The 20,773-nt window shown below is 69.4% G+C and carries 19 protein-coding genes; 8 read left to right on the top strand and 11 right to left on the bottom strand.

Going from position 1 to position 20,773, the window contains the following annotated elements; translation table 11 throughout:
- Window positions 1-240: 240 nt before the first annotated feature.
- Together ACOZ38_RS35950 and ettA are read left to right on the top strand one after the other, a co-directional pair.
- Window positions 241-1,545 carry a GGDEF domain-containing protein gene (locus ACOZ38_RS35950; protein ID WP_405140589.1) on the top strand — a complete coding sequence of 435 codons (1,305 nt, stop codon included), beginning with the start codon at window positions 241-243 and terminating at the stop codon, window positions 1,543-1,545.
- Window positions 1,546-1,555: 10 nt separating this feature from the next.
- Window positions 1,556-3,220: an energy-dependent translational throttle protein EttA gene (ettA, locus tag ACOZ38_RS35945; protein ID WP_424535453.1), complete on the top strand. Its 1,665-nt coding sequence runs from the start codon at window positions 1,556-1,558 to the stop codon at window positions 3,218-3,220.
- A gap of 63 nt (window positions 3,221-3,283) precedes the next feature.
- On the opposite strand, the gene ACOZ38_RS35940 is transcribed toward ettA, so the two are convergent.
- The 4 genes from ACOZ38_RS35940 to ACOZ38_RS35925 all read right to left on the bottom strand — a co-directional run bounded on the left by ACOZ38_RS35940 (window position 3,284) and on the right by ACOZ38_RS35925 (window position 6,981).
- On the bottom strand, window positions 3,284-4,825 hold the full coding sequence (locus ACOZ38_RS35940; protein ID WP_424535452.1) for a glycoside hydrolase family 13 protein: 1,542 nt from the start codon (window positions 4,823-4,825) through the stop codon (window positions 3,284-3,286).
- A gap of 30 nt (window positions 4,826-4,855) precedes the next feature.
- Entirely contained in the window at window positions 4,856-5,245 is a 390-nt protein-coding gene (locus ACOZ38_RS35935; protein ID WP_405140586.1) for a globin, read from the bottom strand.
- A gap of 13 nt (window positions 5,246-5,258) precedes the next feature.
- Window positions 5,259-6,245: a mechanosensitive ion channel family protein gene (locus tag ACOZ38_RS35930; protein ID WP_424535451.1), complete on the bottom strand. Its 987-nt coding sequence runs from the start codon at window positions 6,243-6,245 to the stop codon at window positions 5,259-5,261.
- A gap of 466 nt (window positions 6,246-6,711) precedes the next feature.
- Window positions 6,712-6,981 carry a hypothetical protein gene (locus tag ACOZ38_RS35925; protein ID WP_405140584.1) on the bottom strand — a complete coding sequence of 90 codons (270 nt, stop codon included), beginning with the start codon at window positions 6,979-6,981 and terminating at the stop codon, window positions 6,712-6,714.
- A 512-nt stretch (window positions 6,982-7,493) separates the two neighbouring features.
- Between ACOZ38_RS35925 and ACOZ38_RS35920 the strand changes: the two genes are divergently transcribed.
- The 3 genes from ACOZ38_RS35920 (at window position 7,494) to ACOZ38_RS35910 (ending at window position 11,551) form a co-directional block, all read left to right on the top strand.
- On the top strand, window positions 7,494-8,867 hold the full coding sequence (locus tag ACOZ38_RS35920; RefSeq protein WP_424535450.1) for an XRE family transcriptional regulator: 1,374 nt from the start codon (window positions 7,494-7,496) through the stop codon (window positions 8,865-8,867).
- Window positions 8,864-9,361, top strand: a complete 498-nt coding sequence (locus ACOZ38_RS35915) for a GNAT family N-acetyltransferase (protein ID WP_424535449.1) — start codon at window positions 8,864-8,866, stop codon at window positions 9,359-9,361. The genes ACOZ38_RS35920 and ACOZ38_RS35915 overlap by 4 nt, the downstream gene beginning before the upstream one ends.
- Window positions 9,362-9,529: 168 nt before the next feature.
- A complete protein-coding gene (locus ACOZ38_RS35910) occupies window positions 9,530-11,551 on the top strand; it encodes a tetratricopeptide repeat protein (RefSeq protein WP_424535448.1) in 2,022 nt (673 codons plus the stop codon).
- Window position 11,552: 1 nt separating this feature from the next.
- Here ACOZ38_RS35910 and ACOZ38_RS35905 read toward each other — a convergent pair whose 3' ends face one another.
- The 3 genes from ACOZ38_RS35905 to ACOZ38_RS35895 form a co-directional block, all read right to left on the bottom strand.
- Window positions 11,553-11,996 (bottom strand): NUDIX hydrolase, encoded by a 444-nt coding sequence (locus ACOZ38_RS35905; RefSeq protein WP_405152135.1) that lies wholly within the window; start codon window positions 11,994-11,996, stop codon window positions 11,553-11,555.
- A gap of 71 nt (window positions 11,997-12,067) precedes the next feature.
- Window positions 12,068-12,529, bottom strand: coding sequence for a hypothetical protein (locus ACOZ38_RS35900; RefSeq protein ID WP_424535447.1), 462 nt, complete (start codon window positions 12,527-12,529; stop codon window positions 12,068-12,070).
- 96 nt (window positions 12,530-12,625) lie between these two features.
- Window positions 12,626-12,787: a hypothetical protein gene (locus ACOZ38_RS35895; RefSeq protein WP_424535446.1), complete on the bottom strand. Its 162-nt coding sequence runs from the start codon at window positions 12,785-12,787 to the stop codon at window positions 12,626-12,628.
- Window positions 12,788-13,020: 233 nt separating this feature from the next.
- Between ACOZ38_RS35895 and purU the strand changes: the two genes are divergently transcribed.
- Entirely contained in the window at window positions 13,021-13,869 is an 849-nt protein-coding gene (gene purU / locus ACOZ38_RS35890; RefSeq protein ID WP_424535445.1) for a formyltetrahydrofolate deformylase, read from the top strand.
- Window positions 13,870-13,900: 31 nt separating this feature from the next.
- Here purU and ACOZ38_RS35885 read toward each other — a convergent pair whose 3' ends face one another.
- Complete coding sequence (locus ACOZ38_RS35885; RefSeq protein WP_424535444.1) at window positions 13,901-15,973, bottom strand: prolyl oligopeptidase family serine peptidase; 2,073 nt, start codon at window positions 15,971-15,973, stop codon at window positions 13,901-13,903.
- Between the two features lie 386 nt (window positions 15,974-16,359).
- On the opposite strand from ACOZ38_RS35885, the gene ACOZ38_RS35880 reads away from it, so the two are divergent.
- Both ACOZ38_RS35880 and ACOZ38_RS35875 read left to right on the top strand, forming a co-directional pair.
- Complete coding sequence (locus ACOZ38_RS35880) at window positions 16,360-16,869, top strand: HNH endonuclease (RefSeq protein WP_405152134.1); 510 nt, start codon at window positions 16,360-16,362, stop codon at window positions 16,867-16,869.
- A gap of 125 nt (window positions 16,870-16,994) precedes the next feature.
- Window positions 16,995-17,207 carry an FmdB family zinc ribbon protein gene (locus ACOZ38_RS35875; RefSeq protein WP_405140576.1) on the top strand — a complete coding sequence of 71 codons (213 nt, stop codon included), beginning with the start codon at window positions 16,995-16,997 and terminating at the stop codon, window positions 17,205-17,207.
- Between the two features lie 36 nt (window positions 17,208-17,243).
- On the opposite strand, the gene ACOZ38_RS35870 is transcribed toward ACOZ38_RS35875, so the two are convergent.
- The 3 genes from ACOZ38_RS35870 to ACOZ38_RS35860 all read right to left on the bottom strand — a co-directional run bounded on the left by ACOZ38_RS35870 (window position 17,244) and on the right by ACOZ38_RS35860 (window position 20,623).
- Window positions 17,244-17,771, bottom strand: coding sequence for a helix-turn-helix transcriptional regulator (locus ACOZ38_RS35870; protein WP_405140575.1), 528 nt, complete (start codon window positions 17,769-17,771; stop codon window positions 17,244-17,246).
- Between the two features lie 179 nt (window positions 17,772-17,950).
- Entirely contained in the window at window positions 17,951-19,792 is a 1,842-nt protein-coding gene (gene ilvD, locus ACOZ38_RS35865; RefSeq protein ID WP_424535443.1) for a dihydroxy-acid dehydratase, read from the bottom strand.
- 183 nt (window positions 19,793-19,975) lie between these two features.
- Window positions 19,976-20,623: a nuclease-related domain-containing protein gene (locus tag ACOZ38_RS35860; protein ID WP_424535442.1), complete on the bottom strand. Its 648-nt coding sequence runs from the start codon at window positions 20,621-20,623 to the stop codon at window positions 19,976-19,978.
- Window positions 20,624-20,773 lie beyond the last annotated feature (150 nt).

The following is a 20,773-nucleotide window of genomic DNA, read 5'->3' as shown; positions in this document are numbered from 1 at the left end:
GGTGTTCGGGCACCTGATCAGGTCCAGATGATGCCTCGCACCATGGCTGCTCCTTTCCCGCAGGGGGGCCGCTCAACAGGGAGCGGTCACGTCATGGCCAACGGACGGAGATGGCCGCAGTGCACAACGTAGCGGTTCCCATCGCGAGCCGCACACTCCGCGACTATTGTGTTACACATCGTGAGACGTAGAGTCGAGACAGCGAACCAGTCCCGATGGAAGTGCGCGTTGGGGGATGTGATGACGGCGTCCGGTGAAATCTCGGTCGAGCCACGCGGCGGCATGCTCTCGCTAGCCGATCGATGGCCGCTGCTGGCGCAGCCCGCCGCCCTGGTCGTCTATCTGTGCGCCACCGTGGGGCTCGCCCTGTCCGCGGCGGGGTTCCTCGCCACGAAGACCGAGTTCCGCTGGTCGGAGTTCCTGACCTTCGTGGCGCTGATGGCGTGTGGAGCGGTCTGCATCGAGGCGACCCGTCGTCTGGGCATGCCGGCAGGTGTGTCCCGCGACCTGCTCTCGGCGTGGTGGCTTCCGGTCGCCTTACTGCTCCCGCCGGTCTATGCCCTGCTGGCCCCCCTGCCCCTGCAGCTCCTGCTGCAGATCCGGGTCAGGGCGACCGTGGTCTACCGCCGGGTGTTCAGCGCCGCGGCCATCGGTCTCGCGGCCGGTGTGGCCTCTGTGGTGTTCCACTCGCTCGTGCGAGATCCGACAGGCAGGTCATTCGGGTCGGGCGGGCCGTTGGCGCTCGCGGTGGGGTGCGCGGTGCTGTTCACCGTGCTCAACACCGCCCTGATCGCCATCGCGCTCCACATGGCCGATCCCGACACCCGCTGGCGCGATGTCCTGTGGGACCGCGAGAGGGTCCTCCTCGACGTCGTCGAGCTGTGCCTCGGGGTGCTGGTCGCCATCGCGTGCGGGCTGAGCCCGGTTCTGCTGGTGGTGACGCTCCCTCCGGTGGTGCTCCTGCAACGCAGCCTGCTGCACGCCCAGCTCAAGGCCGCCGCCCGCACCGACGCCAAGACCGGTTTGCTCAACGCCACGGCCTGGCAGCGGGAGGCCGACACCGAGATCGTCCGGGCCCGTCGCACGGGCGAGACGCTCGCCCTCCTGATCGTCGACATCGATCACTTCAAGCGGGTCAACGACACCTACGGCCACCTGGTCGGCGACCAAGTCCTCGCGGGCGTCGCCACCTCCCTCCGCAGCCAGCTCCGTGACTATGACGTCGTCGGCAGGTTCGGCGGCGAGGAGTTCGTGGTGCTGCTGCCGCGCGCCGACATCACCGAGGCTCGCAGGGTCGCCGAGCGCCTGCGTTCCCGTGTCGGCCGCATGGCCATCCCGGTGGACGACGCGTTGATCACGGTGACGATCTCCGCCGGAGTGGCGATCATGAGCGTTCACGGCGACGACCTCATCGAGCTGCTCGCCGCGGCCGACCTGGCTCTCTACCGGGCCAAGGAGCTCGGCCGCGACCGCATCTGCCTCCCGGTGGCACCGCCCCCCGGGCCTCGTGCGGTAGCGGACAACTCCGACGGCGCTATCCCCTAGTCTTAGGAGCATGCCCGAGTACATCTATACGATGCAGCGCGTGCGCAAGGCGCACGGCGACAAGGTCGTCCTCGACGACGTCACGCTGCATTTCCTGCCCGGAGCCAAGATTGGTGTGCTGGGCCCCAATGGCACTGGTAAGTCGACGCTTCTCAAGATGATGGCCGGCCTGGAGCAGCCGTCCAACGGTGACGCCCGGCTCATGCCCGGCTTCTCGGTCGGCATGCTGCAGCAGGAGCCCCCGCTCAACGAGTCCAAGACCGTGCTGGGCAACGTCCAGGAGGGGGTCGCCGAGACCCTCGCCATGCGCGCCCGGTTCGAAGAGATCGCCGAGCTCATGGCGACCGACTACAGCGACGAGCTGCTCGCCGAGATGGGCAAGCTGCAGGACGCGCTGGACCACCGCAACGGGTGGGATGTCGACAGCCAGCTCGAACAGGCGATGGACGCCCTCCGCTGCCCGCCGCCGGATGCCGACGTGACCAAGCTGTCGGGTGGTGAGCGCCGCCGGGTCGCGCTCTGCAAGCTGCTGCTGGAACAGCCCGACCTGCTGCTGCTCGACGAGCCCACCAACCACCTCGACGCCGAGAGCGTCCAGTGGCTGGAGCAGCACCTGGAGAAGTACCCCGGCACCGTCCTCGCCGTCACCCACGACCGCTACTTCCTCGACAGGGTCGCGACGTGGATCCTCGAGCTCGACCGTGGCCGCTGCCACGTCTACGAGGGCAACTACTCCACCTACCTGGAGCAGAAGGCGGACCGCCTCAAGGTCGAGGGCCAGAAAGACGCCAAGCGGAAGAAGCGCCTGGAGGAGGAGCTCGAGTGGGTGCGCTCCAACGCCCGGGCCCGCCAGACCAAGAGCCGGGCGCGTCTCCAGCGCTACGAGGAGATGGCCGCCGAGGCCGACAAGTTCCGCAAGCTCGACTTCGAAGAGATCCAGATCCCGCCGGGGCCCCGGCTCGGCACCACGGTCATCCGGTCCACCGGCCTCGGCAAGGGGTTCGGCGACCGGCTGCTCATGGAGGATCTCTCCTTCGACCTGCCCCGTAACGGCATCGTCGGCATCATCGGTCCCAACGGCGTGGGCAAGACCACCCTGTTCCGCATGATCATGAGCAACGAGACGCCCGACACCGGTGACATCACGATCGGCGAGACCGTCAAGATCTCGTATGTCGACCAGGGCCGGAGCAACATCGACCCGGCGAAGAACGTCTGGCAGGTCGTCTCCGACGGGCTCGACCACATCAAGGTCGGCCATGTCGAGATGCCCTCCCGCGCCTACATCGCGGCGTTCGGCTTCAAGGGCCCCGACCAGCAGAAGCCCGCGGGTGTCCTGTCCGGTGGAGAGCGCAACCGGCTCAACCTCGCTCTCACGCTCAAGCAGGGCGGCAACGTCCTCCTGCTCGACGAGCCCACCAACGACCTCGACACCGAGACGCTGTCCAGCCTTGAGAACGCCCTGCTGGAGTTCCCGGGCTGCGCGGTCATCACCTCGCACGACCGGTGGTTCCTCGACCGCATCGCCACGCACATCCTCGCGTGGGAGGGCGGCTCCAGCTGGTTCTGGTTCGAGGGCAACTTCGCCGACTACGAGAAGAACAAGATCGACCGGTTGGGCGCCGACGCGGCACGTCCGCACCGCGTGACCTACCGCAAGCTCACCCGCGACTGATCGAGAGCATCGAGAGGGCGGGCACGGCGACCGTGCCCGCCCTCTGCGTTTCCGGCCGGGGCGCTAGACGGCCCGAAGCCAGACGGCCGTGTTCGGGGCCAGGGATGTCTCGTCCGGCTTCCCGCTGGAGATCAGGACCCCGCCGTGGGGCGGCAGCGGTACGGGCTCCTCGCCGCAGTTGATCGCGCAGATCAGCTCGCCGCGTGAGAAGCCCAGGGCGTCGCCAGGAGAGTCGAGCCAGGTGACCGAGCCGGGCAGGGACGCCCGCAGTGACCGGCGCAGTGCCAGCGCCCGGCGGTAGAACGACAGCGTTGAGCCGGGGTCGCCGGCCTGGTGCTCGGCGGTCAGCGAGGCCCACGCCGCCGGCTGGGGCAGCCAGGGACGCGTGCCCTCCGGGGAGAACCCGTACGGCTCGGCGGTGCCGGACCAGGGGATCGGCACGCGGCACCCGTCACGCCCCGGCAGCTCGCCCTTGGAGCGCTTGAAGATCGGATCCTGCCGTGCCTCCGGGGGAAGATCCTTCACCTCGGGGAGGCCCAGTTCCTCTCCCTGGTAGAGATATGCCGACCCGGGCAGGGCGAGCATGGTCAGCAGGGCGGCACAGCCGCGTGCGAGCCCGGCCCCCGGATCCAGGGAGCCCTCGCCGTACCGGGTGACATGGCGCACGACGTCATGGTTGGACAGCACCCACGTCGGCGCCGTGACGGCGGCCAGCGTGTCCTCGATGATCTTACGGAAGGCCGTCGCGGACCACGGGGCCTCCAGCCAGGCGAAGTTGAAGCTCTGGTGCAGCTCGTCGGGCCGTACGTAGAGGGCGAGGTCTTCCGGCGTGTCGGTCCACACCTCTCCCACGGCGGCGCGGTCCCCGGGGTAGGAGTCGAGCACCTTGCGCCACTCGCGGTAGACCTCGTGCACCTCCGGCTGGCTCCAGATGGGGGATCGGGACATGAACCCCTCGCCCGAGGGGGGAACGTCGGCGAGCTCGGCGTCCTTGTACAGGCCCATCGCGACGTCGATGCGGAACCCGTCGACGCCCCGGTCGAGCCAGAACCGCAGGACGTCGAGGAACTCCTGGTGCACCTCCGGGTTGCGCCAGTTGAAGTCCGGCTGCTCGGGCGCGAACAGGTGGAGGTACCACTGGCCGTCGGGCAGGCGGCTCCACGCCGGCCCGCTGAACACCGAGGTCCAGTTGTTGGGCGGTGCCTCGCCGTCCCGGAAGATGTAACGGTCGCGCTCGGGGCTGCCGGGCGGCGAGTCGACGGCTGCCCGGAACCACGGATGGGCCGACGAGCTGTGGTTGGGCACGATGTCGACGATCAGCCGCAGGCCGTGGGAGTGGGCGTCCGCGACCAGCGCGTCGAAGTCGGCGAGCGTGCCGAAGAGCGGCTCGACGCCGCGGTAGTCGGCGACGTCGTACCCGCCGTCGGCCATGGGGGAGGGTTGGAAGGGGGTCAGCCAGACCGCGTCCACGCCCAGCTCCGCTAGGTAGGGCAGGCGGGAACGGATCCCCTGGAGGTCGCCGACGCCGTCTCCCGAGGCGTCGGCGAAGCTGCGAACGTAGATCTCGTAAACGACGGCGTCACGCCACCATGGGGAGCTATTCACAAATCCTTGGCTGCCCCCTGATCCGGGGACTTATGCGTTCAGGAGGCTCTGGGCCGCGTAGTGCAGATAGGTCCAGAGCTTGGTCTCCAGCTCCTCGGGGAGCTCCAGCGACTCGACGGCGTCACGCATGTGCTTCAGCCACGCGTCGCGCTCGGCCTCGCCGATGACGAAAGGCGCGTGCCGCATGCGCAGCCGGGGGTGACCACGCTGCTGGCCGTAGGTGTTCGGGCCACCCCAGTACTGGATGAGGAACATGCGCAGCCGTTCCTCGGCCCCGTGGAGGTCCTCCTCGGGGTAGAGCGGGCGTAGCAGGGGATCCTCCGCCACGCCCTGGTAGAAGCGGTGCACGAGGCGCTCGAAGGCCTCTGAGCCGCCCACGGCGTCGTAGAAGGACAGGGATTCCGGAGGAGTAGCGGACACGTTCCCAGCCTACTCAGACCCCGGCGAGCGCGACGCCCGCCCGGTCGAGCGCCGACTTGACCCGCAGGCGCAGCTCCCTGGCCACCTCGGCCTGGTGCGCGGGGACGGTCTTCACGGTGATCCTGAAGATCATCGCCTTGTCCGAGATCTGCTCCAGGCCGTACACCTGAGGCTCCTCGACCATCGCGACGTCCCGGAAGTCGGGGTCTTCCCACAGTTCCTCGGCGACCTTCTTGAGCAGGTCGCGGATGCCGGAGATGTCGGCGTTGTAGGCCACGGGGACGTCGACCAGCGCCCGGGACCAGCCCTGGGACTCGTTGCCGATGCGGGTGATGGTGCCGTTGCGGACGTACCAGACCCGGCCGTCGGCGTCCCGCAGGCGGGTGATGCGCAGGGTGACGGCCTCGACGGTGCCGATGGCCGCCCCGGTGTCGATCAGGTCGCCCACGCCGTACTGGTCCTCCATGAGCATGAACATGCCGGCGATGAAGTCCTTGACCAGCTCCTGGGCGCCGAAGCCCACCGCCACGCCGAGGATGCCCACGCTGGTCAGCACGGGGGCGAGGTCCATGCCGAAGCGCCCGAGGATCATCAGCGCGGCCGTACCGAAGATCACTACGGAGATCAGGCTGCTGAGCACCGAGCCGAGCGTCTCGGCGCGCTGGCGGCGGCGCTCGCTGAGCACGGCCGAGGTGCCGTCGAAGATCGTGACGGTCTTGACGCGCAGGCGCTCGGGCATCACCCCGTCGGCGGCCCGCCGGATCACCCGGCCTATCAGCCGGTGCAGGATCGCGCGCACGATGAGCGCGGCGACCACGATGAGGACCAGGCTGATCACCCAGGCCACCGGCGACGCCCAGCCCGCGGGGAGCATGTTCGACAGCGCCACGCACAGCACGTCGTCCTTGCCGTTGGGCCCGGTGCACGTGGCCATCACGACGCTCGCGGCCTGGTCGGCGATGTCGGACAGACCGGTGGGCTCCGGCGTGGGAGTAGGCATGGGATCAAGGACGGACAGGAACACTCGGTGATCCCCTTCGGATCGGGTCGGTCGGCGGACACAATTATCGGTACTTGACCTAGACGGAACGGTACTTGACCTAACTGAGTCCGCCGACCGGCCCGGCCGTCGTCACGTTACGCCGGGGAAGACGGGAGTGCCCGGGCCCGGGGCCGCGGAGGGCGGACCCGGACACCCCGGTGACGAACGGCCCGGGACGGGACACGCACCCGGAAGCGTGTCCCGCACCGTTTCCGATCGGGGATGTCCCCGATCACCACCTGGCCCGGACGAGGTCCGGGCCAGGTGGCTGTTCATGTGCGGAGCCGGCGGGGTGCCCAGCGCCCGGGCGGTCGTGTCTCCACGAGGCCTGAGCGCTCCGCACCGGTCACCCCGCCGGCTCCGGAGAGCCGCGGTGGACACGGGCGGACACGGTGACTGCGCTGCACCGTGTCCGCCGCGTGCCTTACTCGCTCACCGCGGCCAGCACTCGGGCGACCTTGGTCGCCGCTCCCGCCGGGTCGTCGACCTGGTGCATGCGCTCACCCCACGACCACCAGTAGTAGGCGGGGGTCGCTTGCGGCCGGCACGTGACGTTCTCGGCGAGACTGGTGGCGTTCGGGTTGATCACGCGGACGAACACCCGTCCGGACTGTGTGTGCACCACCCGGGCGAGCAGCCCCCGAGCGTCGAGCTCGTCGACCAGTCGTTCCAGGTGTTGGAAGCCGTCGTCCACTTCGAGCCTTCCTCTAGTCCGATTCGGCGGCGATGGTGCCGGTGAATCGGTGGTGGTTGGCCAAATCTGACTCACCCGGCCGACGCGGTCAACGAACGTTAGGGGCGGCTCGGGTGCGCGGATATTTCAAGTGGGTTGAAAGAACGCCCCCGGCGGGGGACGATTCTATGCCAGCAGCTCCAATAGTCCATTCACGTCTCGTCTTAACTGGTCCATCATTCTCAATAGACGCAGCCTAGCGCGAGCGCGAGCCGCGTCGGCGCAGGTGGGACCGGTCGGATACATGACCAGGACGAGCCGCTGGCCACGAGAGAGGGGCCGGTATGTCCGGCAGACAGCACAAGGAAACGGAGTTAGCTCGGCGAACCCGGGCGCGTGGCCTGGCGGTCGGGCGAAGTACTCCCCGAATCGCCGAAGAGATTTTTGAAGAGTGCACTCCCCATTTCGGGACAACTCGAATCAAATCTCACCGTCTCGCCCATGGCATCGCTCTTGCTGACGTCATCGAACAGGTGCGCGCCTTGTTCGAACGGGACGGCAAACCGGCGCCCGGCATCGGGGAAACGCTTTTGAGCGCCTACGAGAGCGGGCTGAAGCGCCCCGGCCCCGAGTACCTCCACTACCTGTGTTCCGTCTACCGGGTCGAACCGGCCGCCATCGGATACGACGGCCCGTGCATCTGTGGTCACGGCCACAGGATGCCGGGCGTCGTGCGGGGCGGCCTCCAAGAGGTCAAATCCGACAGTCCCCCCGAATCGCGCGAGCTGTGGATCAAGCAGCCCAGCGACCCCTCTGTGGACGGGGGTGAGGAGGAGGACGAGAACGTGTTACGTAGGACGCTGCTGCAGCTAATCGCGGGCAACACCGTGCTGATGAACGAGTCGGTGCTGGGTGCCGCCGACAGCATCCGCAGGCGCATGGACGAGACCCTGGTGTCGACCACCGTTTCCCCCGCCATGCTCGATCACTGGGAAGAGGCCGCGGCCTCTTTCGGCCGGCAGTACATGAACACGCCGCCGCTGCGGCAACTGTGCGACGTGCTCCTGGAGTTCAGCACGGTCCGTCAGGCGATGGAGCGCCACCAGCCGATAGATCTTCAGGAGCGCCTCTGCGCGCTCGCGGCCCGCCTGTCCGGCCTGGCCGGCATCATCATGATCGATCTCGGGGACCAGCGGATGGCCCGCTCGTTCTTCCGCACGTCGCGCTCGGCCGCCGACGAGACCGGCGACCGCGCGCTGCGCGCCTGGGTCACGGCCCGCGAGGCCCTCGTGCCCCTGTTCTACGGCGACCCCCGCGAGGCGCTCAACCTCGCCAAGAAGAGCCGCGACATGGCCGGGCAGACGCCGTGCGCGGCCAAGGCCATGGCCCCGGTCGTGGAGGCCCGCGCGCTGTCCATGCTCGCGAACTCCGGAGGCAAGAAGGACGTCGTCGACCAGGCCAAGCGGGCGCTGTCACGGGCGCGGGCCGCGTTCGCCCAGATGACCCCCGCCCAGCAGGAGGACACGGTCTTCGGCTACACCGAGCGCCAGCTCTACTTCCACCAGGGCGACGCGCTCACCCGGCTCGGCCAGACCATAGAGGCCGACCTGATCCTCGAACAGGCGCTGGAGAAGTACGAGGGCGACCTGCTCGACCAGACGCTCATCCGGTTCGACCAGGCGCAGTGCAGGCTGCTGGAGGGCGACGGCGAGGAGGCGCTGCGCATGGGCCTCGCGGCGGTGCGGCAGGTCGGGGGGGACTTCCGCACGGACATCATCACGCGCCGCGCCGACGCCCTCGGCAAGGCGATCAAGTCCAAATGCGGTGATCTTCCCGGTCTCCAGGAGCTGACGGAATTACTGGCCGCTCCGGCCCCCGTCGCTTCGGCGCCGGAGGTCGATGCATGACGCTCCTGCTCAGGCGGTATCGCTGGTCGGATCGGGAAGCCGTCTGGGAGCTGCACCGCACATGCCTCGCGCAGGTCGGTATCACCGATGGTGACGGGGTCTACTACGAGGACGACATCCCGCGCATCAACCAGATCTACCTCGCCGACCGGGGGGAGTTCCTGGTCGGCGAGGTGGACGGCTCCGGCATCGTGGCCATGGGGGGTTTACGGCGCATCGACGACGAGACGGCGGAGATGTGCCGGCTGAGGGTCCATCCGGACTTCCAGCGGCGCGGGTTCGGCACCCTGATCATCGACGCCCTGGAGGCGGCCGCGGTCAAGCTCGGCTATCTCAGGCTCCGGGGTGACACCACCCTGGCGCAGGGTGCCGCTCTGGAGCTCTATCGCAAGTACGGCTGGCGCGAACTTCGCAGGGAGGACAGAGGGGGGCTTGTCGTTGTTTACGGGGAGAAGCAGCTGGTTGACCAACCGTCGTCGCAACTCCTCCGTTAGAGCCAATATGTGACGCAATCAACGTTCAATGCTTGCGGATTATCGATTTGTCCGAATAATTAGGTCTTTGTAGCTGAAGACCCGAGGAGGCAAAGCGATGAAGAAGATCACCGTCCGCAAGCCTGGCATGGTACACCTGACGGGTACCGCCAGTGCGATCCACAAGGGGTGATCGTCCGCCCTGACCACCTCTGGGTCTACGGGGGATGTTCGGAGGACCGCCTGAACGTTCTCGCCGGGCTGGGCCTTCCCTCCTGGCCGGCTCCCGTCTTCGACGCGCACCGTCGTCTGCGGGGGCCGTACACCTTTGGTGGAGCCGTTCTCAGCGCTCTGGTTCCCGAGGCGTTGGAGCGCTCCCCTGACGTGGTCGCGGAGCACGACATCGAGATCAGAGCGGCGGCACCCGATCTTCGCGATCGGTTGCCCGCCCGCCGCGAACCCCTCGACGAGCGCCTTTCCGAGGACGAGCGGATCCTGGTGCCCGCGCCCCGCCGCACCCTGCGGATCGCCAACGGAATCACCGAATTCATCCGCGACTGCGGGGTGGCGCCCAGGGCAATCGTCGTCGGCAACGCCGACGAGGCCGACGAGACGGATCGCGAACTTCTTGCCACGCTTGTACGCCGTTTCGACCCACAGTGTTTGACAATTGTGGCACTATCCAGTAAAGCCCCACATGATTCCTTTGATGGTCAGATCATAAAGGCCGAATTATCAACTTTGGGGGAGCCGGAAAACCTCGCGGTCCGTTATGTCGCCTCCGACGGCACCCTCGACGATCCCCGCGCGCTCGACGCGTACCTCGCGCTGCCGTCCGCCGAGCGGGCCCGGATGCACGACCGGCGAGCCGGCGAGCTGGCCGCCACAGGGCTGCCGCACTGGTCCTTCGGCGCCATTCCGTACCACAGGGAGCACGGGAGCGACCCGTCGGGCGCCGGGGTCGAGGCGCTCTGGACCGCGCTCGACCACTGCATGCGCGAGGGGTTCCTGGAGGCGGCGGCCGACTTCGGCCTGCGCGGCCTGCGCCTGGTCGCGCCGGACGCGGAGCGATGGTGGAACCTCATCCAGGGCACGGCGACGGCGCTGGCGGGGCTGGGCCGCAGGGAAGAGGCCCGGGAGCTGTACGAGCGGGCCCGCCGCACCAGCCTGGACGCGGAGGTGCACTCGGCCTCGGCGTACGGGACGGCCATGCTGGACGCGCGCCACCCCGACCCCGCCAAGCGCGACCTCGGCCGGGCCCAGGGCTGGATCAACGAGGCGATCGCCATCTCCACCCTGTTGCCCGACCGCTCCGTCCGCGCGTTCAAGCTGGGCTTCGACCTCAACGGCAAGGCCCTCATCGAGATGCGCGGCGGCCACGCCGACCGGGCGCTCGCCCTGGTGGAGTCGGCGATCGAGCTCGCGGACGCCGACCTTCCACCGGGACGGCACCTGATCCACCGCATGGTCCTGCGGGCGAACCGCGCGCAGCTCCTCGGCGTGCTGGGAAATCCCCAGGAGGCGCTGGCCGACCTGAACGCCGCGATCGCGATCGACCCGGCCTATCCCGACTACCACCTGGACCGGGGCAACCTGCTGTTCCAGATGGGACGGCCGGAGGCGGCGCTCGCCGACTACGAGCGGGCGCTGCGGCTGAGCCCCCCGCTTCCCGAGGGGTACTACAACCGCGCCCAGCTCCTGCTCGCCATGGGGGACCTCGAAGCGGCCAAGGCCGACCTCGACCATGTGATCGAGCTCGATCCGGGCTATCTGGACGCCTACATCAACCGGGCCGGCCTGCTCGCGCAGTTCGGCCTCGACGAGCAGGCGCGGGCCGACGTGGACGCGGGGCTGGTCCTCGCCCCCGGAAATCCCCACCTGTCGTGCGTGCTCGGCCAGCTGGAGACCTCCGCGGGACGCTACGAGGAGGCGAGGGCGGCGTTCGACGTGGCGCTGTCCGGGGCGCCCAGCCTGGTGCCCGCCTGGGCCAGCCGGGCGAGCCTCCGGTACGAGACCGGCGACCTCCAGGGAGCCGTCGCGGACCTCACGCACGCCATAGGGCTGGGGGAGGACGCGGCCCTCTACTTCAACCGGGCGACCGCGCTCACGGCCCTGGGCAGGGTCGCCGAAGCCATGGACGACCTCCACCGCGCCCATGCCCTCGACCCCGAGGACCCGGACATCGTCAAGGCCCTCCACGAGGCGACCTGACTCACGCCTGGGCGAGGAGGGCGATCACCTCGGCCATCGCGGGCGGCTCCACCGGGTCGGCAAGGGCCGCCAGCTCGGCCGGGGTGAACCACGCGTGACCGAGAAAGGTGTCGCGCTCCTCGTCGGTGAGCGTGGCGGGGAGGATCTCGGGGGTCCCGGCGAAGCGCGCGAGGTAGAACGGCTCGACCTTCACATAGTGGACGCCGAGCCAGTGGTAGTCCCGCTCGACGGGGACCCATATGTCGGACACCGCGTCGCCGGGCAGGCCGGTCTCCTCGTACAGCTCACGGCGCGCGGCCGCAAGCGGGGTCTCGCCGGGGTCGACACCGCCGCCCGGCGGCTCCCAGAAGACCACGCCGCTGACCAGGTCGCGCCAGCGCATGAGCAGGACGCGGCCCTCGCCGTCCACGCAGACCACCCGGGCGGCGGGCCTGTCACTGATCATCGTCACGGAGTTCCTCGTACGGCCGCGCGGCCGGCGGACCGCCGCACCGGGCCAAGCCCGCGGGCACGGGTCTACGTCTCGGGCTCTTCGGGCTTCTTCGGGGGCTCGGGGGGTTCGGGCCCTAGGGCGGTGTCCGGCTCGTCGAAGCCCTCGGGCCAGGTGTTGGCGTTGACGATCTGCCAGAACTCGTCGGGCCGGCGGGTGGTCTGGTGCATGCTCTGCTCCTGCAGCTCGGCGGCGATGGCACGCTGCTCCTCGTAGGCGCCCTTCATCGCGTCCAGCCACTCCACGGGGTCGACGCCCGCCTCCTCGGCCGACCTGAGCGCCATGTCGGCGTACTGCTCGGGTGTCGCGTTGAACGCCCAGCCCGTCAGCTCCATCAACTGCTCGTCGGTGAGCTCGCCACGCTGCCAGGCGATCGCCTCCGCCAGGTGCTCGGCCACGAACACGGCGTTGACGTACCCGGGGAGCATCGCGGCGAGCGCGACCGCCGCCCGCTTCTCCTCCGGTGACAATGTGTCCCACTTGAGCACCCGCCGGCTCCTCTCCGCTCGTCCGGGCGCCACTGTACTTCCCGTCCCCGTACGTCCGGCCGGAGCACCGCCGGGATTTCCGTGTCCAGTCGATCCTCAGTCGGTGACCACAAGGTCGGCGAGGTCCAGATGCCGCGAGAGCTCGGTGACATCCGTGTAGTAGGCCACGTACTCGTACCCTCTGCGCACCCGCAGCCAGGGTTGGTTGCCGAGGACGAGCGCCTCGACCTCAAATCCTCTGCTGTCAACCCATTTCACGTCATAGAGGCTATGAAGCGGCAGGTCAACAGGGGGCAACAGGGGCAAATGCATTGCGTCTTCGTACCGTCGGCCGACCGTAATGCCTTCCCATGGGGTCACACCCGCCCGTTCATCAAGCCGTCAGGCCGGACGCCCGCGAAGCGGCCCGGGTCCAACCTGTGGAAGGTGGGGTCGCGAGGCTGCCGTGGAGCGGTAACCTGCCTCAACGCGAGTGAAGGGGTGAGTAGTCGGTGAGCTCCGAATACGTGCTGACCTTGTCCTGCCCGGACAGGCCCGGCGTGGTCGCGGCCGTCTCCGGCCTGCTGGCCGTGCGGGGCTGCAACATCACCGAGAGCCAGCAGTTCGGCGATCCGGTCGCCGGGCGCTTCTTCATGCGCGTGCAGTTCACCGCCGCCCTCCCCGAGGACGAGCTGCGCGGGGCGTTCACCGCCCTCGCCCCGGAGTTCGCCATGGAGTTCCGGCTGCACGACCTCGCCGTCAGGCCGAGGGTGCTCGTGATGGTCAGCAAGCTCGGCCACTGCCTCAACGATCTGCTCTACCGCATGCGCTCGGGGCTGCTGGAGATCGACATCGTCGCCGTCGTCTCCAACCATCCCGACCTGCGGCCTCTCACCCAGTCGTACGGCATCGACTACCACCACCTGCCGGTGACCCCGGAGACCAAGCCCCGCCAGGAGGCGGAGGTCCTCACGCTGGTGGAGCACTATCGCGCCGATCTCGTGGTGCTGGCCCGCTACATGCAGGTGCTCTCGGAGGACCTGTGCGCCAAGCTGTCCGGCAAGGTGATCAACATCCACCACTCGTTCCTGCCGTCCTTCAAGGGCGCCAAGCCCTACCACCAGGCGCACTCACGGGGCGTGAAGCTGATCGGCGCGACCGCCCATTATGTGACGGCCGACCTCGACGAGGGCCCGATCATCGAGCAGGAGGTGGCCAGGGTCAACCACACCCACTCCGCCGACGACCTGGCCGCCATGGGCCGCGACGTGGAGCGCCTGGCGCTGGCGCGGGCCGTGCGGTGGCACGCCGAGCAGCGCGTGCTGCTCGACGGCCACAAGACGGTCGTCTTCCCCCGCTAGCTCGCAGGGCAGGCCATTTGGGTCCGCCGCCTCAGCGGGCGAGGCCGGTGTGCTGGGCGAGGAAGGCGAGCTGGTCGGCCATGAGCTCGACCGAGCGGCTGACCGCCCGGGCCCCGTGGCCCACCTCGCTCTCGTTGCGCAGCAGGATGGGCCGGTCGTCGGATGCCTGGGCGTGCTGGAGCGCGGCGCACATCTTCCAGGCGTGCAGGGGATGCACCCGGGTGTCGGAGCCGAAGACCATGAACAGCGTCGCGGGGTAGTCGACGCCCTCGCGCACGTGGTGGTACGGGGAGTAACCCCGCAGCCAGGCGAACTCCTCCGGGACGTCCGCCGAGCCGTACTCGACGTTCCAGGTGGCGCCGAGGCCGAACTTCTCGTACCGGATCATGTCGAGGAGCGGTGCCGAGCAGGCCACCGCCGCGTACAGCTCGGGCCGCTGGGTGAGGGCGGCCCCCACCAGCAGCCCGCCGTTGGACCCTCCGGAGATCGCGAGCTGCCCGGGCGTGGTGACGCCGGTGGCGATCAGGTGCTCGGCCGCGGCGTGCAGGTCGTCGAAGACGTTCTGCTTGTCGCCGAGCATGCCCGCGCGGTGCCACTCCTCGCCCTGCTCGCCGCCGCCGCGCAGCTGCGCGACCGCGTAGACCCCGCCGGCCTCCACCCACGACAGGATCGAGGCGGAGAACCCCGGGGTCATCGACACCCCGAAGCCGCCGTAGCCGTACAGGATCGTCGGCCGGGGGCCGTCGCCCGGCCTGGAGACCACGATCATGTGGACCTCGGTGCCGTCGGTGGAGCGGTAGACCACCTGCTCGGTGCTCACCTCGGGGACCTCGACGGCGCCGGGCGAGGCCGCCCAGAGCGTGGTCTCGCCGGTGCGGGCGTCGTAGCGCTGGATGCTCGCCGGGGTGGTGTTGTCGGTGTAGCCGAACCAGGCCTCGTGGCCGCCCTCGGGGCGCTCGGTGATGCCGCCGATCGTGCCGAGCCCGGGGGTCGGCACCTCGCCGATCTTCTCTCCGCTGACCAGGTCGTGGACGGAGATCTCGCTGATGGCGTGGCGGGTCCAGCCGACGAGCATGACCGGGCGGTCGAGGTCGTCGAGGATCGCGAAGTCGGACAGCACCGCCTCGGGGTCCTCGGGGATGAGGTCGCGCCAGCTGTCGTACTCGGGACGGTCGGGGGAGGTGACGCAGACGCGGGCGCGCGGGGCGTCGCGGTCGGTGAAGATGTAGAGCAGCCCGTCGCGGCCGAAAAGGAGCCCGCTCTGCGCGTCGACATCCTGCTGGACGGTGACCAGCTCGGGCGCGTCGAGGGAGGAGGCGGAAAGATCGGCCATCCACAGGTCGTTGCGCGGAGCCGTGCCACGCGAGGCGGAGATCGTGAGCCACCGGCCGTCCCTGGAGACCGAGACGCCGTAGTAGTTGGTCTTCTCCAGGCCCTCGCCGAAGATCATGACGTCCTGCTCGGTGGGCGTGCCGACGCGGTGCAGGTAGACGCGGCGGTGGAACTGCTCCTCGCCCTCGGGCACCTCGCTCGCCGAAAGCCTGCGCACGTAGTAGAACGCCTCGCCGCCGGGCAGCCACGCGATGGGGGAGTAACGGCACCGGTCGATCGGCCCGTCGAGCCGCTCGCCGCTCACGACGTCGATGACGTGGAGCTGGGACTCCTCGTCTCCGCCCACCGAGATCTGGTAGGCGAGCAGGCGGCCTTCCTTGTCGGGCTGCCACGAGTCGACGGTCGTCAGCCCGGAGGAGTCCATCGCCATGGGGTCGAGGAGCACGTGCTCGGTCTCGTCGGGGCCGACGGTGTAGAGCACGGCGTGCTCCTCGTCGGGGGTGCGGCGCATGAAGAAGCGCCGGTCTCCACGCCACGCCGGGGCGCCGACCGTGCCCGATCGCACCAGCTCGGCGATGCGGTCGCGGAAGCCCTCGCGGATGGGGGACGCGGTCATCGCCTTGGTGAACAGCTCGCCCTGCGCGTCGAGCCATTCCTTCACCGCGGGCTGCTCTGCGTCCTCAAGCCAGCGGTACGGGTCGGGCACCGGCGTGCCGTGGTAGTCGTCCACCACGTCGTCGCGGCGTGCGTTCGGGTACGGCTCTCGCGTCATGTAGGCGAGCTTATGGCACCCCCGTTACCAGTCGTGAGACATCGTTTTGGCCAGCCCTTCGCTTGTGGCGGAAGCGGCAGATCATCTCGCTTCGAGAGTGATCTTTGCCTAATAGGTTTGCTAAGCGGGGTGAACCGGACATAAACCGGAAGGCGGGGTCTGGAAGACACGACCGTTAATTGGGGTGGCGGGAGAGTCGTCCGAAAGGCCACACTTGCTGAAGGGCGGTGCCGTGGAACCCATCCGCTGGGCCGTCCGGCGGAGGTCCACGTGACGGAAGCATCTGGAGCCCAAGACGACGGGCCGCAAACCGGGGTGTGCCGCGGCGCATCCCCTTCTATGACCTGCATGCCTGCTACGACCTGCACGGCGGGAAAGGCCCGCTGATGCGCCAGGTCCTGTTGCTCAACGCCACTTTCGAACCGCTCACCACTCTCAACCTGCATCGCGCCGTGGTGCTGGTGATCAGGGAGAAGGCCGACGTCGTGCATCGCGACGGCCGGGGAGCGGTGCTGCGCTCGGCTACGCGCACGGTGGACGTGCCGTCGGTCATCCGGCTCCGGCGCTACGTCCGCATTCCTTACCGCTCGCGCATCCCGCTCACCAGGGCCGCGCTCATGCGCAGGGACGACTACCGCTGCGCCTACTGCGGCCAGCGCGCCGAGACCATCGACCACGTGCTGCCCCGCTCGCGAGGCGGGCTGCACACCTGGGAGAACTGCGTCGCCTCCTGCATGCCCTGCAACCATCGCAAGGCCGATCGGCTGCTGGACGAGCTCGGCTGGTCGCTCCGTGTCACTCCGGTGGTGCCGCACGGCGTCCACTGGCGGCTCATCGGCGCGCAGTTCGACGGCGACCCCCAATGGGCCCCCTACCTGGAGGAAACAGCCGCCTGACACCGCCCCCCGCCGGCGCCGCCCGATCCTGGGCCGCACCGGGGGGAGTGGCGGTGGCTCGCGCTGTGACTCGGCTTTGACCGGCCCTAGACCTGAGGGGGCCGGCACGCCGTACCCTTGATGGCATGCCTCGTTATGACTATCGCTGCCGTGCCTGCGGATCGACGTTCGAGCTCTCCCGGCCCATGGCGGCCTCCAGCGAGGCCGCCCCCTGCCCGGAGGGGCACGAGGACACCGTGAAGCTCCTGTCCACGGTCGCCGTCACGGGCGGCGCCTCGGCCCCACGCCCCAGCGGTGGTGGCGGCGGGGGTTGCTGCGGTGGCGGCTGCTGCGGCTGACGCCCACCCGCCACCGCCCGGCCCCACCCGCCGTGGTCAGGCGGTGCGGCGGTCGGTCACGTGGGCGGGAGTGCGGCTGAGGTGGCGGTCCGGGGCCTTCCTTCGCTGGAAGGGGAGGTAACGCTCGGCGCGGTGCGCACGGGCGGGCACCAGCGTGGGCTCGACCGCCACGATGCGGTCGAAGCGGAACGCGCGGATGCCGACCTTGGTGCGGCACCACCCCACCAGATACCAGTGATCGCGGTGGACGAGGCAGGTGACCGGCTCGACGTCACGGGACGTGACCCGGCCGCCGGCGTCGCGGTAATGAAGCCGCACCACCTGCCTGCTGGTCACGGCGCCCGCGATCGTGCGGGCACGCCTCGCCACGTCGGGCGGCAGCGGAGTGGTCAGGGTGTCGAGGGTCGCGGCGACGACGTCGTCGCCGAAGTCGAGGTTTTCGAACACGTTGCGCAGGCCCCTGCGAGCGGTGACGGCCTGCGGGCCCTCCCCCAAATGGGCCAGAGACAGGGCGAGAGCGGCGATTTCGGCGGTCGTCAGGAGCGGAGTGGTGACGTTGGCCATACAAGAAGACTACCCGCCGCCACCGACATTTTTCGAACACCAGATCTTGGAAGGGTCATCCGCGAGGCGACTGTTCTTTACCTACGGGTGACGGCCTCCTGCCCCCCCGTAACAGCCGCCGCGGGCCCAGGAGTGAGGGGTACGGCTCACGCGGAGCCGTACCCCCCAGGGAACGATGATCAGCGAGAGAGCTGGGACAGGTCGCGCGAGGCGCCGGTGGAGGCCGAGGTCGTCAGCGCGGCGTAGGCCTGCAGGGCGGCGCTGACCGGCCGGTCGCGGTCGCGCGGGCGGTAGCGGCCGAGGTCGGCCAGCAGCCGCTCGCGGCGGGCCGCCAGGTCGGCCTCCGCGACCTTGAGCTCGATGCCGCGGCCGGGGATGTCGATCTCGATCAGGTCGCCGTTCTCGACCAGGGCGATGACGCCGCCCTCGGCCGCCTCGGGGGAGGCGTGCCCGATCGAGAGACCGGAGGTGCCGCCGGAGAACCGGCCGTCGGTGACCAGCGCGCAGGCCTTGCCGAGGCCCTTGCCCTTGAGGAAGCTTGTGGGGTAGAGCATCTCCTGCATGCCGGGGCCGCCCTTGGGGCCCTCGTAGCGGATGACCACGACGTCGCCGGCCGAGACCTTGTTGCCGAGGATGCCCTCGACGGCCTCCTCCTGCGACTCGAACACCACGGCCGGACCGCTGAACCTCCACACCGACTCGTCGACGCCCGCGGTCTTGACGATGCAGCCCTCGGGCGCGATGTTGCCGTAGAGCACGGCCAGGCCGCCGTCACGGGTGTAGGCGTGCTCCATGTCGCGGACGCAGCCCTCGGCGCGGTCGAGGTCGAGCGACTCCCACTGGGCGTTCTGGGAGTAGGCCTTGACCGTGCGCATGTTGCCGGGCGCGGCGTGCCAGAGCTCCAGGGCCTCCTCGGTCACGCCGGGGGACTTGGGGTCCCACGCGTTGATGAACTCGGTGAGCGAGGCCGCGTGCACGCTGTGGGTGTCGCGGTTGAGCAGCCCCGCCCGGTCGAGCTCGCCGAGGATCGCCGGGATGCCACCCGCGCGGTGGACGTCCTCCACGTGGTACTTCGCCGTGGCGGGCGCCACCTTGCACAGGCACGGCACGCGCAGGGAGACCTCGTTGATCTCCTTCAGCCCGAAGTCGACGCCGGCCTCGCGGGCCGCCGCCAGCAGGTGGAGGATGGTGTTCGTCGAGCCGCCCATGGCCACGTCGAGCGCCATGGCGTTCTCGAAGGCGTCGCGGGTGGCGATGCTGCGCGGCAGCACCGACTCGTCGTCCTGCTCGTAGTAGCGCCTGGTGATCTCGACGATCTGGCGCCCGGCCTTCTCGAACAGCGCCTTGCGGGCCTTGTGGGTGGCGAGCGTGGTGCCGTTGCCCGGGAGCCCGAGGCCGATCGCCTCGGCGAGGCAGTTCATCGAGTTGGCGGTGAACATGCCGCTGCAGGAGCCGCAGGTGGGGCAGGCGGCCTCCTCCATCTCGAGCAGCTCGGCGTCGGAGACGCTGTCGTCCGCCGCGGCGACCATCGGGTCGATCAGGTCGAGCTTGCGGCCCGACGTCGTCTTGCCGGCCTCCATGGGGCCGCCGGAGACGAAGAGGGTGGGGATGTTGAGCCGGAACGCGGCGAGCAGCATGCCGGGCGTGATCTTGTCGCAGTTGGAGACGCAGATCAGCGCGTCGGCGCAGTGGGCGTTGACCATGTACTCGACCGCGTCGGCGATCAGCTCGCGGGAGGGCAGCGAGTAGAGCATGCCGCCGTGGCCCATGGCGATGCCGTCGTCGACGGCGATGGTGTTGAACTCGCGCGGGATGGCCCCCGCCTCGCGGACGCCGCTCGCCACCACCTCCGCCACCTCGCGAAGGTGGACGTGGCCGGGGACGAACTGGGTGAAGCTGTTGGCCACCGCGATGATCGGCTTGCCGAAGTCCTCACCGGCTACCCCCGTGGCGCGGAGGAGGGCACGAGCCCCGACCATGTTCCTGCCATGAGTGACCGTACGAGATCTGAGGGCCGGCATGACCGTTCTCCCATCCGACGACGCTGAGTCTTCAAATGGTACGGCCACCGCCCGCCTGGCGAGACCCGCGGTCCACAGCGTGGACAGGCGGGGGCCCGGCCAGGGCGGCGGGTGCTGGATCCTTCGGGATTCCCGGGGGCAGTGGTGAACGGTGACGGGAACCCCGAAGGACCTTCTCGGCGGTCAGCTCTCGGGGTAGCGCGCCGGGAGGACCTGCTCCGCGGCGGCGTAGATCTCCTCGATCTCGTCGCTGGTCAGCGAGCGCTCCCGGTTGGTGATCCACTTGCGCACGCGGCTGCCGTCGAAGACGTCGACCTCGCGGATGTTGAGGATCTTCCACGGGATCGCCGGGCCGTAGATGGCGAGGGACGGCACCACGGTGACCTCGCGGCCGAGCTCCCCGGTGATCAGCTCGCTCGCCTGGGACGCCTCCCAGCGGGCCTCGTCGAGGCGCGGCTTCTGGTTGAACGGCCCGTGGAAGAGCTTGCGGTGCGACTGCACGCGCACCGGGAGCCGCTTGTCCCACTTCTCGGAGTCGACGGCGTACACCCCGGTCGGGCCGACGACCAGGTGGTCGATCTGGGCGTCGCTGTCGGGGATGGCGCGCGCGTGCAGCGTGAGGTAGCCGTTTCTTTCGAGCTTCCTCAGCTGGGCCTCGGTGCGCCGCTCGGCGGCCGAGGCGCGGCGCCAGGGCGCGACCGTCGAGGCCGTACGGGCGCGGTAGACGGTGTCGGCGATCGCGGCGATGATCGCCGCGACCAGGCCGAGCCGCCAGCTCCACAGCGGGATGCCGACGACCAGGGCCGCACCGGCGGCGATCAGGGCGCGCACCCGGAGATGCCGGTATCTGGGCTGCTGGAGCAGCCCGAGCAGCGAAGCGCGCTCGATCGGCGCGTACGTTGCCTCAGGAGCTGGGGGCCGAGATTTCGGCTCCGAGGGACGCTCACTCACCCATATGGGTGACGTATTGTGACCGTCATC

The sequence above is a fragment of the Sphaerisporangium viridialbum genome, from assembly GCF_049674955.1.
GTDB classification, from domain to species: domain Bacteria; phylum Actinomycetota; class Actinomycetes; order Streptosporangiales; family Streptosporangiaceae; genus Sphaerisporangium; species Sphaerisporangium viridialbum.
This window is presented reverse-complemented; position numbering and strand designations above follow the sequence as displayed.